This window comes from Limimaricola litoreus (assembly GCF_024159025.1).
Classification (GTDB): Bacteria; Pseudomonadota; Alphaproteobacteria; order Rhodobacterales; family Rhodobacteraceae; genus Limimaricola; species Limimaricola litoreus.
Map to the genome: position 1 here is coordinate 1 of NZ_JAMYXC010000114.1, position 16,573 is coordinate 16,573.

The following is a 16,573-nucleotide window of genomic DNA, read 5'->3' on the forward strand; positions in this document are numbered from 1 at the left end:
GCTATGGCGTCGCGCCGGTCGAAGGCCGCGACCTCTACGAGGTGCACCGCGAGGCGGTGCAGAAGGTACCGATTGGGACGCGCCACCCGAGGGTCCGGGCAATCTGCGCGTCGATTACGTCCTGCCCTCGCGCGCGGGGCTCACCGTCACCGGCGCGGGCGTGGTCTGGCCCGAGGGGGGCGATCTGGCCGAGGCCGCGGCGCGCGCCTCGGCGCATCGGCTGGTCTGGGTCGATCTGCTGCTCGACTGACCGCCCCGAAAGCCGCGCGGCAGATCCTTTCGCATCCGCCCCGAACTTGACCCTGCGACGGCCAGAGGCTACCGCATCGCCATTCCATTCGTTTCAACCCGGAGCGCCAAAGTGTCCAATCCTTCCCTTCTGATCCTCGCCGGCGACGGCATCGGCCCCGAAGTCATGAACGAGGTGAAGAAGATCATCGGCTGGTATGGCGAGAAGCGCGACCTCGCCTTCGACGTCGAGGAAGACCTCGTCGGCGGCATCGCCTTCGACACGCATGGCACGCCGCTCACCGATGCGACCATGGAAAAGGCGCAGAACGCCGATGCCGTGCTTCTGGGCGCCGTGGGCGGGCCGAAATACGACACGCTCGACTTCTCCCAGAAACCCGAGCGCGGCCTGCTGCGCCTGCGCAAGGAAATGGATCTCTACGCCAACCTGCGCCCGGCACAGTGCTTCGACGCGCTGGCCGATTTCTCCTCGCTCAAGCGCGACGTGGTGGCGGGGCTCGATATCGTGATCGTGCGCGAACTGACGAGCGGCGTCTATTTCGGCGAGCCGCGCGGCGTTCACAAGGAAGGCAACGAGCGCGTCGGCATCAACACCCAGCGCTACACCGAAAGCGAGATCGCCCGCGTCGCGCGCTCGGCCTTCGAGCTGGCCCGCCGCCGCAACAACAAGGTCTGCTCGATGGAGAAGGCCAACGTCATGGAATCGGGCGTGCTGTGGCGCGAGGTGGTGACCGAGATCCATCAGGCCGAATACCCGGATGTCGAGCTGAGCCACATGTATGCCGATGCCGGCGCCATGCAGCTGTGCCGCTGGCCCAAGCAGTTCGATGTGATCGTCACCGACAACCTGTTCGGCGATCTTCTCTCCGACGCCGCCGCGATGCTCACCGGCTCGCTCGGGATGCTGCCCTCCGCCTCGCTTGGCGCGCCGATGGCCAATGGCCGTCCCAAGGCGCTCTACGAGCCGGTGCACGGCTCGGCCCCCGACATCGCGGGCCAGGGCAAGGCCAACCCGATCGCCTGCATCCTGAGCTTCGCCATGGCGCTGCGCTACAGCTTCGATCAGGGTGCCGAGGCCGAGCGGCTGGAAAAGGCGGTCGAGACGGTGCTGGCCGACGGGCTGCGCACTGCCGACCTGCTCGGCCCCGAGGGCGGCAGCCCGATCTCCACGACCCAGATGGGCGACGCCATCGTCGCGGTGCTCGACGCCTCGCTGTGATCTTGCGGCCGGGCGGCACCTCCGCCCGGCCCCTCCCCCGCCGCCTTGCATCGGGCCGCGGGCTCGGCCAAGGGTGACACCGAGAGCACCAACCGGCCGGGAGAACACGCATGGGCAACAACGCGAAAGGCGCGCTGTTCGCGCTCATCTCCTTTGGCGTCTTCGCCACCCATGACACGGTCATCAAGCTTCTGGGCAGCGGCTACTCGCCGGTCCAGCTGATCTTCTTCTCGGTCACCCTCGCCTTTCCGCTCGCCATGGTGATGATCATCGGCGACCCCGAACCCGGCACGCTCAGGCCCCGCCACCCGTGGTGGGTAGCGCTGCGCACCGCTGCGGGCTTTCTCACCGCCACCTCCGCCTTCTACGCCTTCTCGGCCCTGCCGCTGGCGCAGGTCTACGCGCTGATCTTCGCCACACCGCTGCTGATCACCGTCTTGGCGATCCCGGTCCTGGGCGAGACCGTAGGCATCCACCGCTGGGCGGCGGTGCTGGTGGGGCTCGTGGGCGTTCTGGTGGTGCTGCGCCCCGGCCAGACCGAGCTGTCGCTGGGCCACCTCGCGGCGCTGGGCGTCGCGGTCGGCGGCTCCACCGCTTCCATCATCGTGCGCAAGATCGGCCACGAGGAGCGGCCCATCGTGCTGCTGCTCTACCCGATGATCGCCAATTTCGTGCTGATGGGCGCGGCGCTGGCCTTCGTCTACAGGCCGATGCCGATCTCGGATTTCGGGCTGATCGCGGTGATCTCGGCGCTGGGCTGGATCGGCGGGCGGATCATGGTCGCGGCCTATTCCACCGGCGAGGCGGTCGTCGTCGCACCGATGCAATACAGCCAGATCATTTGGGCCACGCTCTACGGCGCGCTGTTCTTCGACGAGTTTCCCGACGCGCCGACCATATACGGCACCGGCATCATCATCGCCTCGGGGCTCTACATCGTGCTGCGCGAGGGCCGCGGCGGACGCTCGCGCAACCGGCCCGTGCTGCAGACCCGAATGCGCTGGGAGAACGGCTCGAGCCCGCGCGCCAGCGTGCTCAAGCGCTTTTTGCGGCCCGGGCGTTTCCGCGCGGATTGAGCGCGCGGAGCCTCTTGCAAAGCCCGGCGCGAGGCGTTAGGTCGGCGCCACGGTCGGAGTGTAGCGCAGCCTGGTAGCGCACCTGCTTCGGGAGCAGGGGGTCGGAGGTTCGAATCCTCTCACTCCGACCAGTTTTCCCCACATCACGCCACATGAACCGCCCCCGGGCGCTTTCCCTTCCGTGGCGAAAGGTGTAGGGACCGCACGAACTTTCAGGAGGCTCCAGAACATGGGCTACAAGGTCGTCGTCGTCGGCGCCACGGGCAACGTGGGTCGCGAAATGCTCAACATCCTCGACGAGCGCGCGTTTCCGATCGAGGAGATCGCCGTTCTCGCCAGCCGCCGCTCGCTCGGCACCGAGGTGAGCTTCGGCGATCGAACTTTGAAGACCCAGGACCTCGCCACATTCGACTTCACCGGCTGGGACATGGCGCTCTTCGCCATCGGCTCGGAGGCGACCAGGGAATACGCCCCCAAGGCCGCCTCTCAGGGCTGCGTGGTGATCGACAACTCCTCGCTCTACCGCATGGACCCCGACGTGCCGCTGGTGGTGCCCGAGGTCAACGCCGACGCGGTGCTGGGCTACACCAAGAAGAACATCATCGCGAACCCCAACTGCTCGACCGCGCAGATGGTGGTGGCCCTGAAGCCGCTGCACGACCGTGCGAAGATCAAGCGGGTCGTCGTTTCGACCTACCAATCCGTCTCCGGCACCGGCAAGGAGGCGATCGACGAGCTGTGGAACCAGACCAAGGGCATGTATGTCCCCGGTCAGGAAGTGGAGCCTTCCGTCTATCCGCGCCAGATCGCCTTCAACGTGATCCCGCATATCGATGACTTCATGGAGGACGGCGGCACCAAGGAAGAGTGGAAGATGGTCGTCGAGACCAAGAAGATCCTCGACCCCGCCATCAAGCTCACCGCCACCTGCGTGCGCGTGCCGGTCTTCGTCGGCCATTCCGAGGCGCTCAACATCGAGTTCGAGGAGTTCCTCGACGAGGACGAGGCGCGTGACATCCTGCGCGAGGCGCCGGGCATCATGGTCGTCGACAAGCGCGAGGACGGCGGCTACGTCACCCCGGTCGAATGCGTCGGCGATTTCGCCACCTTCATCTCCCGCATCCGCCAGGACAGCACGATCGAGAACGGTCTGAACCTGTGGTGCGTCTCGGACAACCTGCGCAAGGGGGCCGCCCTCAACGCGGTGCAGATCGCCGAGGCACTGGGCCAGAAGGCTCTGAAGAAGGGCTGAGACGAGATCGGGGGCGGCCATCGGGGCCGCCCCTTCTCATGGCAGGCGGATGATTCAGCGTTCCGCCGGATGCGGCGCTTGTTCGAAGGTGATCTGGCCCGAATAGGAGTGCAGCACCGCGATCCGGTCCTGCCCATCGGCATCGCGCACCAGCATCCTCTCCTGCCCTTCGGCCTGGCCGATATGGCCCTGGATGCTCCAGCCGAGTGCCGCGAAATCCTCCATCTGCCGCGGTACGGATTGCGCCTGCGCGAGCGTCGCGGCCGTCAGAAGACCGATCGTCACGGTCGTGCGAACGATATGTGTCATGGCGTTTCCCTTTCCTCATGCCGGGGCGGCTACCGATCGCGCAGATTGACGTAATCCCAGCTTTCGATGCTGCCGTTGCGCGGGTGGATGGTCAGCGAGACCTCGCTGCCGGAGGCGTCGAAGGCGACGATGCGACGCGCCTCGGGATCGACGAGCCGGGCCTCGCGATAGCCGTTTTGCGAAAGCGTGGAGATCACGCCATCGAAATAGCTTGGCGTCGTCTGCGCCGTGACGAATGATGGAATAGCCAGAGCGGCACAAAGCAGACCGCTCGCCAGAGACAGGGTTTTCATGATGTATCCAATCAACTGGTAAAGAGCACTTCCCCCGGTGCCGATGCGGCTCCGGTGAGGGGTCGGTTTAACGAAGGATGCTCCGGCAGTGGCGCTTGGCGAAGGAGGCTGTCACTATTTACCGGTCTCCATAGATTACGCTTTTTTGCTCGATTCAGCAACAATACGCATGTTTACCGGTTAAAGGTTCCCCTTTGGCGTCAACTGGCACGGCGGAGCGCAGCTACAAGTCGTTGAGGATCGTGCGAATTGCGACGCCCGGCTCCGGCCGGGATCGGTAATACGCGGCACGCGGCGTTTCAGCTCCAGGACATTGCAAACACCCTCGGCTTGCAATTTTTGATTGCAACTGAAGCATATCGTCGATTCGGCCTGGCCGGAGAGGAGCGCCCTGCCGAGCGCTTCGCGGATCACGGCCACGTCGCAGGGCTTTTCCAGCACCGGCACGCCGATGTTGGAAATCGTCTCCCCGGAGCGCTGCAGATCGCCCGAATGCAGCACGAAGGGCACGCCGCACCCGTGCACCATGTCTGGCGCCGAGACACAGGGCCGCGGGCCTGTCCAACCCCCGCGGCGGCCCATGGCCTCAGAAGTCGAGATGCTCCACGTTGAGCGCGTTCTGCTGGATGAAGTCGCGGCGCGGCTCGACCACGTCGCCCATCAGCTTGGTGAAGAGATCGTCGGCCTCGGTCGAATCCTCGATTTTCACCTGCAGCAGCGTGCGCGCATCCGGGTCCAGCGTGGTTTCCCACAGCTGGTCGGGGTTCATCTCTCCGAGGCCCTTGTAACGCTGCAGGGTCAGGCCGCGCTGGCCCTCTTCCAGGATCGCGGCGAGCAGGTCGAGCGGGCCGTGGATGAGCTGGTGGCGCTCCTTGCGCACCAGCGTCGCGGGGCGGTCGTAGACCTCCTGCAGCGACTTGGTGAAGCTGCCGGTCTTGCGCGCCTCGCCCGAGCGCAGCATCGGCCCGTCGAGCGTGCGGACCTCCTCGACCCCGCGCAGGATGCGCGCCAGCCGGATGCCGTGGTCCTGGGTGATGCGCCCCTGCCAACCGCGTTCGTATTCGAGCGCGATCAGGTCGAGCCGCCTAGCCACCTTGTCGGCCACGCCCTGCAGATCGGCATCGACCGCGCCGGGCACGAAGGCGCCCGAGATGGCTGCCTGTTCGAGGATGTGGCGCGGGTAATGCGTCGGGAAAGCGTCGAGCACGCGCCGGAGCTGGCGCGCCTCCTCGACCACGCGGCGCAGGTCGTTGCCGGTGATCTCCTCGCCCGAGCCGAGCCTGAGCGCCGTGCCGTCGGTGCCCTGATGGATCAGATATTCATCCATCGCCGCCTGGTCCTTGAGGTAGACCTCGGACTTGCCGCGCGTCACCTTGTAGAGCGGCGGCTGGGCGATGTAGAGATGCCCGCCCTCGATCAGCTCGGGCATCTGCCGGAAGAAGAAGGTCAGCAGCAGAGTGCGGATATGCGCGCCGTCGACATCGGCGTCGGTCATGATGACGATCTTGTGGTAGCGCAGCTTCTTGATGTCGAACTCGTCGCGCCCGATCCCGGTGCCGAGCGCCATGACGAGGTTGCCGATCTCCTGGCTGCCCAGCATCCGGTCGAAACGCGCGCGCTCGACGTTGAGGATCTTGCCCTTGAGCGGCAGGATCGCCTGGGTGCCGCGATCGCGCCCGGTCTGGGCCGAGCCGCCGGCCGAATCCCCCTCGACGAGGAAGACCTCGGTCTTGGTCGGGTCCTTCTCGGAGCAGTCCTTGAGCTTGCCGGCGAGGAAGTTCACGTCCATCGCCGTCTTGCGGCGGGTCAGCTCGCGCGCCTTGCGCGCGGCCTCTCGCGCCAGCGCCGCCTCGACGATCTTGCCGACGATCTGCTTGGCGATGTTGGGGTTTTCCTCGAACCATTCGGAGAGCTTCTCGCCCACCAGGTTCTCGACCGCCGGGCGCACCTCGGAGGAAACGAGCTTGTCCTTGGTCTGCGAGGAGAACTTCGGATCCGGCACCTTCACGGAGAGCACGCAGGTCAGCCCCTCGCGCGCGTCGTCGCCGGTGAAGGAGACCTTCTCCTTCTTGGCGATGCCGGAGGATTGCGCATAGGCGTTGATGGTCCGGGTCAGCGCGCCGCGAAAGCCCGCCATGTGGGTGCCGCCGTCGCGCTGCGGAATGTTGTTGGTAAAGGGCAGCACGGTCTCGTGGTAGGTGTCGTTCCACCACATCGCCACCTCGACGCCGATGCTGTCCTTCTCGCCCTCGATCCAGATCGGCTCGGGCATGACCGCGTGCTTGGAGCGGTCGAGATACTTCACGAACTCGCGCACGCCGCCCTCGTAGAACAGCTCGGTGTGCAGCGGCTGCGCCGGGCGGTCGTCTTCGAGGATGATGCGGACACCGGAGTTGAGAAAGGCCAGCTCGCGCAGGCGCTTTTCCAGCGTCTCGAAGACGTAGTCGAGATTCGAGAAGGTCGTGGTTGAGGCCAGAAACCGCACCTCGGTACCGGTCTGGTCGGTCTCGCCCACCACCTCGAGATGCTTGACGGTCTCGCCGCGCTCGAAGCGGGCGACGTGCTCCTTGCCGTCGCGCCAGATCCGCAGCTCCAGCCAGTCCGACAGGGCGTTGACCACCGAGACGCCGACGCCGTGCAGGCCGCCCGACACCTTGTAGGAGTTCTGGTCGAATTTGCCGCCCGCGTGCAGCTGGGTCATGATGACCTCAGCCGCCGAGACGCCCTCTTCGCGGTGCAGGTCGGTGGGGATGCCGCGGCCATTGTCGCGCACGCTGACCGAGTTGTCGGCGTGGATCTTGACCTGCACGAAGTCGGCATGACCGGCCAGGGCCTCGTCGATGCCGTTGTCGACCACCTCATAGACCATGTGGTGCAGGCCCGAGCCGTCGTCGGTGTCGCCGATATACATGCCCGGACGCTTGCGGACCGCATCCAGGCCCTTGAGAACCTTGATGGAATCGGCGCCGTAGGCGTTGGGTTGCAAAGCGGGTTCAGCCATGGGGGAAATCCTCGGGACGTTACCTGCGGAATATACGATCTGTGGTGGGGGATGTCACGGTTTTCCCCCATATTTTGCGCTATAATAGGGGTATGAGCAGCCCCACGCCGACCGGCAGCGCGATGGCCCAAAGACCGGTTCGTCCGGGCGCTTGCGGCGAGGACGGGATGCGCGCTCCGCCCCACCCAGACCAGCATCGCGCGCGAGGTTGTCCACCCCAGGAGTGACCGGGGTCACCCGCCAAGGTGTCATGTCTCGTCCCTGATCTGCGAGACGCCGGCGGTCTCGGTGACTTCGATGCGCTGCGCCCGGTCGCCCAGGGCCTCGAACAGCCCCGGCTCGGTGCCGGTCATGAAGGCCTGCAGCCCGAGCGCGCAGATCTCGTCATAGAGCGCCGCGCGGCGGCGCGTGTCGAGATGCGCCGCCACCTCGTCCAAGAGCAGCACCGGCGGCGCGCCGCCCATGGCCGCCAGTGCGCGGGCGTTGGCGAGAATGAGCGAGATGAGCAGCGCCTTCTGCTCTCCGGTCGAGGCATCGCGCGCCGCGACCCCCTTGGCGCGCCACAGCGCGTCGAGATCGGCGCGGTGCGGGCCGATCAGCGTGCGCCCCGCCGCCATGTCGCGCCCGCGCATGGCGGCGAAGGCCGCGCGCAGCGCTTCGGCCTCTTCGGGCGTCTCGTCGGGGTAGCACAGCGCAAGGTCGGCGGTGGGAAAGGCGGTCTCAGTCTCGTCCTGCGCCGCCATGAGCCGCTCGACCGTGGCGCGGCGTGCGGCGCTGATCGTCTCGCCCGCCGCGGCCATGCGCCCTTCCAGCGCACCGTACCAATGCGCATCGCGCACCCCGTCCTTGAGGAGCCGATTGCGCTCGCGCATCGCCTTTTCATAATCGAGCACCGCCTCGGCATGGCCGGGATCGAAGCTGAGTACCGCGCGGTCGAGAAATCGGCGGCGCCCCTCGGCCGCCTCGATCCAGAGCCGGTCCATCGAGGGCACCAACCACAGCACCCTGAGCACGCGGGCCAGCGCCACCTGCGGCACGGTCTTGTCGTCGATGCGCACCGCCCGGCTCTGCCCGGCCTCGGCGCGGGTCTCGATCTCGTGCGGCGCGCCCTCGGCCTCGACCGAGGCGAACACCTTCCAGCCCAGCCGCTCGGGCCTGCGCGAGATCTCCTCGGCGCCCGCGCGGCGCATCCCCCGCCCGGGCGAGAGCAGCGAGATGGCTTCGATCAGGTTGGTCTTGCCCGCGCCATTGGGGCCGTGGATGGCGACGGGCCGCCCGTCGAGCGCGAGCCTTGCGCGCTTGTGCGAGCGGAAATGCGACAGCTCAAGCGCGGTGACGGCCGCCCTCACGCGCGGCCCTCCTCTTCATCTTTCTTCAAATACGCAGATCCTGCCCGCGTCACACGCGCATCGGCATGACGACATAGACAGCGCTGGTGTCGTCGCCCTCGCGCATCAGGGTCGGATCGCCGGAGGAGTTGAACAGGAAGACCGCGTTCTCGCGGTCCACCTGGTTGGCGATCTCTTGGAGGTATTTCGCGTTGAAGCCGATCTCCAGCCGCTCGTCGCCGTAGGCCACGGCCAGCTCCTCCTCGGCCGCCCCCGAATCGGGAGCATTGACCGAAAGCACCAGCCGGTCCTCCTCGAGCGACAGCTTGACCGCGCGGCTGCGCTCCGAGCTGACGGTGGCGACGCGGTCGACCGCCTTGGCGAATTCGCTGGCGTCGACCTCAAGCCGCTTGGCGTTGTTTTGCGGAATCACCCGGCTGTAATCGGGAAAGGTGCCGTCGATGACCTTGGAGGTCAGGGTGATCGAGGGGGTGACGAAGCGCACCTTGGTCTCGCTGACAGAGACCTCGATCAGCGCCTCGTCGTCATCCAGAAGCTTGCGCAGCTCGTTCACGGTCTTGCGCGGCACGATGACCCCGGCCATCTTCTCGGCCCCCTCGGGCAGCTCGGCGTCGATCCGCGCGAGGCGATGCCCGTCGGTGGCGACGCAGCGCAGCACGCGGCCGCCATCGCCCTCGGCCACGTGCATGTAGACGCCGTTGAGGTAGTAGCGCGTCTCTTCGGTCGAGATCGCGAACTTGGCCTTGTCGAAGAGCCTGCGCAGCACCGGTGCGAGGGCCGTGAAGCTCGCCTCGTATTCGGAGGAGGCCATGACCGGGAAATCTTCCTTGGGCAGGGTCGCGAGCTGGAAGTTCGAGCGCCCGGCCTCGATGCTCAGCCGTCCGTTGCCGCCCTGATCGGTGAGCGTCACCAGCGCCCCGTCGGGCAGCTTGCGGACGATCTCGTTCAAGAGCACGGCGGCGACGGTGGTGGCGCCCTCGGCCTCGACCGTGGCGGCGGCGCGGTCCACGACCTCGATGTCGAGATCGGTGGCGCGGAAGCGCACCTCGCCCCCCGCGGCCTCGATCAGCACGTTGGCGAGGATCGGGATGGTGTTGCGCCGCTCGACCACCGACTGGGCCTGTGCGACGGCCTTGAGCAGAACGCCGCGTTCGATCGAGAATTTCATGTGCTTCGCTCCGCTGTTGTCGCCGACCGGGGCCGGGACTGGAAAACTACCTGTTTTCCGCCCGTTCTCAAGCGATTTCGGCGGTGACGCGGCTTACTCCTCCAGCGCGCGGCGCAGCAGTTCGATATCGTCGGCGATCTGGCTGTCGGTGGATTTCAGCTCCTCGATCTTGCGCACGCCGTGCATGACGGTGGTATGATCGCGCCCGCCAAAGCGGCGGCCGATCTCGGGCAGCGAGCGCGAGGTCAGCTTCTTGGACAGATACATCGCCACCTGCCGCGGCCGGGCATAGTTGCGCACCCGCTTGGGCCCGATCATGTCCGACAGGCGGATGTTGTAATGCTCCGACACCCGTCGCTGGATCTCCTCGACGGTGATCTTGCGGTCCGAGGCGCGCAGGATGTCGGCGAGGCAGTCCTGCGTCATCTCGAGCGAGATCTCGCGCCCCACCAGAGAGGCGAAGGCAAATAGCCGGGTCAGCGCCCCTTCGAGCACGCGGACGTTGTTGGAGATCCGCTGGGCGAGGAATTCGAACACGCCGGGCTGAACCACGATGCCGGGATATTGCGCGCGGTAATAATCGGCCTTGGCCTGAAGGATGCCGACGCGCAGTTCGAAATCGGTGGGGAAGAGATCGACCACCAGCCCCGAGCCCATGCGCGAGGTGATCCGCTCCTCGACGTCCTTCATCGCACCCGGCGCGCGGTCGGCCGAGATGATGATCCGCTTTCCGGCGTCGATCAGCGCGTTGAAGGTGTGGAAGAACTCTTCTTGCGTGGAATCCTTGCCGCCGAGGAACTGGATGTCATCGACCATGAGCACGTCGACCGAGCGGAACAGCTGCTTGAAGTCCATCATGCGCTTGTCGCGCAGCGCGGTGATGAAGCGGTACATGAACTGCTCGGCGGAGGTGAGCACGACCTTGAGATGCGGCTGGCTGGCCTTCAGCTCGTGGCCGATGGCGTGCATCAGGTGGGTCTTGCCCAGCCCCACGCCGCCATAGAGGAACAGCGGGTTGAAGCCCAAAGAGCCGCCTTCTGCGATGCGGCGCGCAGCGGCGTGGGCCATCTCGTTGGGCTTGCCGACGACGAAGCGGTCGAAGGTGAATCGCGGGTCGAGCGTGGCCGAGGGGGTGGCGTCGTCATCCTCGGCGATCTGGGCGGGGGCCGTGGGCTGCGGCGCGGCGGGACGCGGCGCGGCGGCGGCATTGGCGGACTGGGCGAAGATCAGGCGCTGCACGGTGATGCCGGCGCGGGCCAGCTGCGTCAGGATCTGGTCGCCGAAGTTCTGCAGGACGTAGTTGCCGTGGAAGGTGGTGGGCACGTGGAAGCGGGCGACACCGTCGACCAGCTCCTCGAAGCGCAGCGGCGCGATCCAGGTGGTGTGGTTGTTGGCCCCCACCGTCTGCTTGAGCTCTTCGCTGACCTGTGCCCAGATTTCGTTCGTCATGTCCTGTCCCCGACCTGCCTTCATCGTCACCCGGGCGCGCCCGCCGCGCCCGGCCTTGCGCCTCACATTCAGGCACAGCTCGTGCGGCCGCCGGCGCGCATGCGCCGACGCCGGTCCGCACCGGACTGACCTGACCTCCGGACCCGAACGGACAGACGGCCAGAGCCGCCGATCCGCTCATGCAGTTCGGCCCGGGATCGGGACATGACGGCAATGACGCCCGCCAAAGCGGCGGCCGCAATGCAGACAATCGCGAGACGGCGAATTGCACGGCCAAGGCCGTGCGCCCGTCACGCTCAAGAGAGCTGACACCTCGTCGCGGATCCGATCATTCGGCCGTGCAGCTGGCCTTCGGACCACCGTGGCGTCGACTCGTCCATGTTCCCCCAGGAACGATGTGAATCGCAGGGACAAGTTAGCCCCTGCGCTCGGATCTCATCAACCGAACAACGCGCTTGACGGGAGACTCCGGCAAACCGAATCCGCGGCGATTTTCCGGGGGCCCTGAATCCTAAGGGCCGGAGCGCCGTGCCGGGCGGGGAGGTCACATGGCACGCGATTTGCTCGGCCTGTCGCCGCGCCTCAGCTTGACAGCATCGCCGGCGCCACGCCCGGCGATTCCATACGATGTCGCAGCGGCAATGAGGTGCCAAGATACCGCAATGCCCTTGACGTCATTACCGATTTCCACCCGCGAAGCCCCCCGGGAATCGCCATTCCGAAGACGCATGACAGCCATTCGCGCCGCTTCGGCGCCAGGGGATTCGGCCGCAATCGAAGGGGTCGTGGAGCACAAAAAAGGGGTGCCCCTTTCGGGGCACCCCTCTGTATTCATTTGCCTTTTGGCAAGATCAGGCGGCGAGCGCCTTCACGCGCGACGACAGGCGCGACATCTTGCGGGCGGCGGTGTTCTTGTGAACGACGCCCTTGGTGACGCCGCGCATCAGCTCGGGCTGAGCTTCGCGCAGGGCGGCCTGGGCGGCGTCCTGCTGGCCGGAGGCGATCGCCTCTTCGACCTTGCGCAGGAAGGTACGGATGCGCGAACGGCGCATCTTGTTGATCGCGAAGCGGCGCTCGTTCTGGCGAGCGCGCTTCTTGGACTGGGGCGTGTTGGCCATGTGTCGAGAATCCACTTGCGGGGTAACTGTTCTGAAGCCGCGTCTCTAAGGCCGAGTCGCCCGCTAGTCAACCTGCCGCGCCGCCTTTTCCACAGAGGTCAGCGGTCGCGATACTGCGGCTCGCGCTTTTCGCGAAAGGCGGCCATCCCCTCGGCTTGGTCCTCGGTCGAGAACAGCGCCTCGAACAGCCGCCGCTCGTAGCCCAGCCCCTCGGTGAGCGGCAGCTCCTGACTGCGGTTCACCGCGTCCTTGATGGCCAGCACCGAAAGCTGGCTCTTCTCGGCGATCTTCTCGGCCGCGGCGCGCGCCTCGCCCGCAAGCTGGCGCGCGGGCACGACGCGGCTCACGAGGCCTGCGCGCTCGGCCTCCTCGGCTGACATGAAGCGCCCCGTGAGGTGCATGTCCATCGCCTTGGCCTTGCCCACCGCGCGGGTCAGCCGCTGGCTGCCGCCCATGCCCGCCATGATCCCGAGGTTGACCTCCGGCTGGCCGAACCTGGCCGTGTCGGCGGCGATGATGAAATCGCAGGCCATCGCCAGCTCGCAGCCGCCGCCCAGCGCATAGCCCGAGACGGCGGCGATGATCGGTTTGCGGATCCGCGCGAGCCGCGCCATGTCGCCTGCATAAAGCGCGCGGCGGTACATCTCGACGAAGGACAGATCCGCCATCTCGGCCACGTCGGCGCCGGCGGCAAAGGCCTTGTCCGAGCCGGTGAGCACGATGCAGCGCACCTTGTCGGAGCGATCCGCCTCTTCGAGCGCGCCCACTAGCTCGCGCAGCAGGGTCGAGTTGATGGCGTTCATCGCCTCGGGGCGGTTGAGCGTTATGGTGGCGATGTCGTCGGCGGTCTCGACGAGGATGGTGGTATGGGCCATGGGCGATCTCCGGTGCTTTGGCGAAACCTGCCGCGCGCGCCGCGGGCGTTCAAGTCACCTCTGGCAGCGCGGGCACAGGAAGGTGGAACGTCCCGACTGCACGATCCGCTCCACCGCGCCGGTGCAATCTTCGGTTACGCAGGCCGCGCCCTCGCGGTCATAGACCCTGAAGCCGTGCTGGAAGTAGCCCATCGCCCCGTCCGCCTGCCGGTAATCCTTGAGCGATGAGCCGCCCGAGGCGATCGCCTCCTCCAGCACCACGCGGATGAGGGGTACCAGCGAGGCCACGCGCGCCGCCGAGATGCGCCCGGCCTTGCGGCGCGGGTCTATCCCTGCCCGGTGCAGCACCTCGCAGACATAGATGTTGCCCAGGCCCGCGACGATCTTCTGATCCAGAAGCGCCGTCTTGATCGGCACCATCCGCCCCTTGAGCCGCTCCACGAGATAGGCCTCGTCGAAAGCGTTGCCCAGGGGCTCCGGCCCGATCCCGCGCAGCAGGCGGTGATCGTCGAGCCCATGGGTCGGCGCGAGGTCCATCGCCCCGAAGCGGCGCGGATCGTTGAAGGTCACCCGCGCGCCGCCCGCCATATCGAACACCACGTGATCATGCTTGGCGGGCGCGGGGTGATCCACGTGAAACCGCCCGAGCTTCACGCCCGAGACGGTCATCCGCCCCGACATGCCCAAGTGCACGATCAGCGTCTCGCCGCCCGACAGATCGGCAAGGATGTATTTCGAGCGCCGCCGCAGCCGCTCCACCCGCTGCCCGGTAAGCCGTTCGGCCATGCGATCGGGAAAGGGCCAACGCAGATCGGGGCGGTTCACATGGGCGGTCTCGATCACCGCCCCCTCCATCGCGGGCGCGAGCCCGCGGCGAACCGTCTCGACCTCCGGCAATTCGGGCATGGGTTCTTTCTTTCGGCTGGCGCGGCCTATATGCCGCCATTGAGCCCTATCAAGGCATCGCACCGGCACGGGACAAGACCCTTGAGCGAAGACCAGACCACCCATTTCGGCTACCAGACGGTGCGCGAGGACGAGAAGGCCGAGCGCGTGCGCGGCGTCTTCACCTCCGTCGCCTCGCGCTACGACGTGATGAACGACGTGATGTCGGGCGGCGTCCACCGGCTGTGGAAAGACGCGATGATGGACTGGCTCGCACCCCGGCCCGGCCAGCGCCTGCTCGACGTCGCGGGCGGCACGGGCGACGTGTCGTTTCGCTTTCTCAAGCGCGCGGGGCGCGGCCATGCCACGGTCTGCGACCTGACCGAATCCATGCTGATCGAAGGCCGCAAGCGGGCCGAGGCCGAGCGGCTGGAGGAGAGCCTCGACTGGGTCGTGGGTGATGCGATGGCCCTGCCCTTTCCCGACAACAGCTTCGACGTCTACACGATCAGCTTCGGCATCAGGAACGTCACCCGCCCGCAAAAGGCGCTCGACGAGGCCTACCGCGTACTGCGCCCCGGCGGGCGGCTCATGGTGCTGGAGTTCAGCCAGATCCCCAACGAGATGATGCAGAAGGCCTACGACCTCTACAGCTTCAATGTCATCCCCGCGATGGGCCAGCTCATCGCGAACGACCGCGACAGCTACCAGTATCTCGTCGAATCGATCCGCCGCTTTCCGGATCAGGAGAGCTTCCTCGGCATGGTCGAGGCGGCGGGCTTCGGGCAGGCGAAGTACCGCAATCTGACCATGGGCGTCGCCTGCCTGCATTCGGGATGGAAGCTCTGAGGGGCCCGCACAACCTCGTCCGGCTGATCCGCACCGGCGCCACCTTCGAGCGCACCGGTGCCATGGCCGTGGTGCTCGACGCGATGGATGCGCCAAAGCCCCTGCGCGTGGCGATCCGGCTCTTCGCTGCGCCCTTCCGCTGGCTCGGCTATGAGGGCGATCCCGCCATGCCCCCCGCCACCCGCGCCATCACCGCGCTGGGCCCGGCCTACATCAAGTTCGGCCAGATCCTCTCGACGCGGCCGGACGTGGTGGGCGACGAGCTTGCGGTGCAGCTGCGCGTGCTGCAAGACAGCCTGCCCCCCTTTCCGACCGCGCAGGCCAAGCGGGCGATCGCGATCGAGCTGGGCCAGCCGGTCGATCGGCTGTTTTCCGAATTCTCCGAACCCGTGGCCGCCGCCTCCATCGCGCAGGTGCACCGCGCCAAGCTCGCCGAGACGGGCGAGACGGTGGCGGTCAAGGTGCTGCGCCCGGGCATCGAGCGCGCGTTCCGCCGCGACATCGAGGCCTTCTACTTTGCCGCCCGGATGATCGAGCGGCTCTCGCCCGCTTCGCGCCGACTGCGGCCCGTGGAGGTCATCGCGCATTTCGAAAGCGTGGTTCTGGGCGAGCTGGACCTGCGGCTCGAAGCCGCCTCGGCGGCCGAATTCGCCGCCAACACCGCCCGCGACGAGGGCTTCGACGTGCCGGTGCTGCGCTGGCACCTCTCGGGGCGTCGCGTCATGACCATGGGCTGGGTCGACGGCATCGGCGCGGCCGAGGTGGCGCAGATCGACGCCGCGGGCCACGACCGCAAGCGCCTCGCCGCCCGCGTGCTGCAGCTCTTTCTCGCCCATGCGCTGCGCGACGGCTACTTTCACGGCGACATGCATCAGGGCAACCTCAAGGTCGGCCCCGACGGCACGCTGATCGCGCTCGATTTCGGGATCATGGGGCGGATCGACGAATACACCCGCCGGGTCTATGCCGAGATCATCTTCGGCTTCATCCGCAAGGATTACCGCCGCGTCGCCGAGGTGCATTTCGAGGCGGGCTACGTGCCTGCCGACCGCGACGTCGATGCCTTCGCTTCCGCGCTGCGCGCCGTGGGCGAGCCGATCTTCGGCATGGATGCCAGCCGCATCTCCATGGCGCGGCTCCTGAACTACCTGTTCGAGGTGACCGAGCGCTTCGGCATGGAAACCCGCACCGAGCTGATCCTGTTGCAGCGCACCATGGTGGTGGTCGAGGGCGTGGCACGCACGCTCGATCCGCATATCAACATCTGGGAAGCCTCGCGCCCGGTGGTCGAGGATTACATCCGCGAAAGCATCGGCCCCAAGGCCGTGGCCCGCGATCTCGGGCGCACCGTGCAGGTGCTGTCGCGCTTCGGCCCGCGGCTCCCCGCTCTGGCCGAGGCGGCGCTGGTGCGCCAGTCCCACCCCGAGCCCGAGCCGCGCCGCCGCGATCTGCCGCCCATCGGCTGGATCGCCGTGGGCGCC

Annotated in this window: 15 protein-coding genes, 1 tRNA gene and 1 pseudogene; 7 read left to right on the forward strand and 10 right to left on the reverse strand. The window is 67.0% G+C overall.

Annotated elements, in window-relative coordinates; translation table 11 throughout:
* The 5 genes and pseudogenes from NHG85_RS07695 to NHG85_RS07715 all read left to right on the forward strand — a co-directional run.
* Positions 1–250 (forward strand): annotated as a pseudogene (locus NHG85_RS07695) (hypothetical protein); the annotation flags it as partial.
* Between the two features lie 111 nt (positions 251–361).
* On the forward strand, positions 362–1,468 hold the full coding sequence (gene leuB / locus NHG85_RS07700; RefSeq protein WP_253331292.1) for a 3-isopropylmalate dehydrogenase: 1,107 nt from the start codon (positions 362–364) through the stop codon (positions 1,466–1,468).
* A 110-nt stretch (positions 1,469–1,578) separates the two neighbouring features.
* On the forward strand, positions 1,579–2,544 hold the full coding sequence (locus NHG85_RS07705; protein ID WP_253331294.1) for a DMT family transporter: 966 nt from the start codon (positions 1,579–1,581) through the stop codon (positions 2,542–2,544).
* 54 nt (positions 2,545–2,598) lie between these two features.
* Positions 2,599–2,675: transfer RNA gene (locus NHG85_RS07710), tRNA-Pro, on the forward strand.
* Between the two features lie 98 nt (positions 2,676–2,773).
* A complete protein-coding gene (locus tag NHG85_RS07715; protein WP_253331296.1) occupies positions 2,774–3,796 on the forward strand; it encodes an aspartate-semialdehyde dehydrogenase in 1,023 nt (340 codons plus the stop codon).
* A gap of 54 nt (positions 3,797–3,850) precedes the next feature.
* Here NHG85_RS07715 and NHG85_RS07720 read toward each other — a convergent pair whose 3' ends face one another.
* The 10 genes from NHG85_RS07720 to mutM all read right to left on the reverse strand — a co-directional run bounded on the left by NHG85_RS07720 (position 3,851) and on the right by mutM (position 14,264).
* Positions 3,851–4,105 carry a hypothetical protein gene (locus tag NHG85_RS07720; RefSeq protein WP_253331298.1) on the reverse strand — a complete coding sequence of 85 codons (255 nt, stop codon included), beginning with the start codon at positions 4,103–4,105 and terminating at the stop codon, positions 3,851–3,853.
* A 29-nt stretch (positions 4,106–4,134) separates the two neighbouring features.
* A complete protein-coding gene (locus NHG85_RS07725; protein WP_253331300.1) occupies positions 4,135–4,398 on the reverse strand; it encodes a hypothetical protein in 264 nt (87 codons plus the stop codon).
* Between the two features lie 180 nt (positions 4,399–4,578).
* Positions 4,579–4,908, reverse strand: coding sequence for a response regulator (locus NHG85_RS07730; protein WP_253331302.1), 330 nt, complete (start codon positions 4,906–4,908; stop codon positions 4,579–4,581).
* A gap of 76 nt (positions 4,909–4,984) precedes the next feature.
* The gene (gene gyrB / locus NHG85_RS07735; protein WP_253331304.1) at positions 4,985–7,399 is read right to left on the reverse strand and encodes a DNA topoisomerase (ATP-hydrolyzing) subunit B; all 2,415 of its coding nucleotides are present in this window, start codon (positions 7,397–7,399) and stop codon (positions 4,985–4,987) included.
* Between the two features lie 248 nt (positions 7,400–7,647).
* Positions 7,648–8,748 (reverse strand): DNA replication/repair protein RecF, encoded by a 1,101-nt coding sequence (recF, locus tag NHG85_RS07740; RefSeq protein ID WP_253331306.1) that lies wholly within the window; start codon positions 8,746–8,748, stop codon positions 7,648–7,650.
* Between the two features lie 49 nt (positions 8,749–8,797).
* Positions 8,798–9,916 carry a DNA polymerase III subunit beta gene (gene dnaN, locus NHG85_RS07745; protein ID WP_253331307.1) on the reverse strand — a complete coding sequence of 373 codons (1,119 nt, stop codon included), beginning with the start codon at positions 9,914–9,916 and terminating at the stop codon, positions 8,798–8,800.
* Positions 9,917–10,009: 93 nt separating this feature from the next.
* On the reverse strand, positions 10,010–11,365 hold the full coding sequence (dnaA, locus tag NHG85_RS07750) for a chromosomal replication initiator protein DnaA (RefSeq protein WP_253331308.1): 1,356 nt from the start codon (positions 11,363–11,365) through the stop codon (positions 10,010–10,012).
* 851 nt (positions 11,366–12,216) lie between these two features.
* Positions 12,217–12,483, reverse strand: coding sequence for a 30S ribosomal protein S20 (rpsT, locus tag NHG85_RS07755; RefSeq protein ID WP_085895157.1), 267 nt, complete (start codon positions 12,481–12,483; stop codon positions 12,217–12,219).
* Between the two features lie 98 nt (positions 12,484–12,581).
* Positions 12,582–13,358: an enoyl-CoA hydratase-related protein gene (locus NHG85_RS07760; protein WP_253331309.1), complete on the reverse strand. Its 777-nt coding sequence runs from the start codon at positions 13,356–13,358 to the stop codon at positions 12,582–12,584.
* A 54-nt stretch (positions 13,359–13,412) separates the two neighbouring features.
* Positions 13,413–14,264: a bifunctional DNA-formamidopyrimidine glycosylase/DNA-(apurinic or apyrimidinic site) lyase gene (gene mutM / locus NHG85_RS07765; RefSeq protein WP_253331310.1), complete on the reverse strand. Its 852-nt coding sequence runs from the start codon at positions 14,262–14,264 to the stop codon at positions 13,413–13,415.
* A 30-nt stretch (positions 14,265–14,294) separates the two neighbouring features.
* Here mutM and ubiE point away from each other — a divergent pair, with 30 nt between their 5' ends.
* Positions 14,295–15,092, forward strand: a complete 798-nt coding sequence (gene ubiE / locus NHG85_RS07770; protein ID WP_370362995.1) for a bifunctional demethylmenaquinone methyltransferase/2-methoxy-6-polyprenyl-1,4-benzoquinol methylase UbiE — start codon at positions 14,295–14,297, stop codon at positions 15,090–15,092.
* A partial coding sequence (ubiB, locus tag NHG85_RS07775; RefSeq protein ID WP_253331313.1) for a 2-polyprenylphenol 6-hydroxylase occupies positions 15,089–16,573 on the forward strand: 1,485 nt, incomplete at its 3' end. The genes ubiE and ubiB, both read left to right, overlap by 4 nt.

What these genes read in the sequence shown, in the direction of transcription:
- NHG85_RS07705 (WP_253331294.1), top strand. Translation starts at nt 1,579, where the DNA reads ATGGGCAACAACGCGAAAGGCGCGCTGTTCGCGCTCATCTCCTTTGGC.
- NHG85_RS07715 (WP_253331296.1), top strand. Translation starts at nt 2,774, where the DNA reads ATGGGCTACAAGGTCGTCGTCGTCGGCGCCACGGGCAACGTGGGTCGC.
- NHG85_RS07720 (WP_253331298.1), bottom strand. Translation starts at nt 4,105, where the DNA reads ATGACACATATCGTTCGCACGACCGTGACGATCGGTCTTCTGACGGCC.
- NHG85_RS07725 (WP_253331300.1), bottom strand. Translation starts at nt 4,398, where the DNA reads ATGAAAACCCTGTCTCTGGCGAGCGGTCTGCTTTGTGCCGCTCTGGCT.
- gyrB (WP_253331304.1), bottom strand. Translation starts at nt 7,399, where the DNA reads ATGGCTGAACCCGCTTTGCAACCCAACGCCTACGGCGCCGATTCCATC.
- dnaN (WP_253331307.1), bottom strand. Translation starts at nt 9,916, where the DNA reads ATGAAATTCTCGATCGAACGCGGCGTTCTGCTCAAGGCCGTCGCACAG.
- dnaA (WP_253331308.1), bottom strand. Translation starts at nt 11,365, where the DNA reads ATGACGAACGAAATCTGGGCACAGGTCAGCGAAGAGCTCAAGCAGACG.
- rpsT (WP_085895157.1), bottom strand. Translation starts at nt 12,483, where the DNA reads ATGGCCAACACGCCCCAGTCCAAGAAGCGCGCTCGCCAGAACGAGCGC.
- NHG85_RS07760 (WP_253331309.1), bottom strand. Translation starts at nt 13,358, where the DNA reads ATGGCCCATACCACCATCCTCGTCGAGACCGCCGACGACATCGCCACC.
- mutM (WP_253331310.1), bottom strand. Translation starts at nt 14,264, where the DNA reads ATGCCCGAATTGCCGGAGGTCGAGACGGTTCGCCGCGGGCTCGCGCCC.
- ubiE (WP_370362995.1), top strand. Translation starts at nt 14,295, where the DNA reads ATGCCGCCATTGAGCCCTATCAAGGCATCGCACCGGCACGGGACAAGA.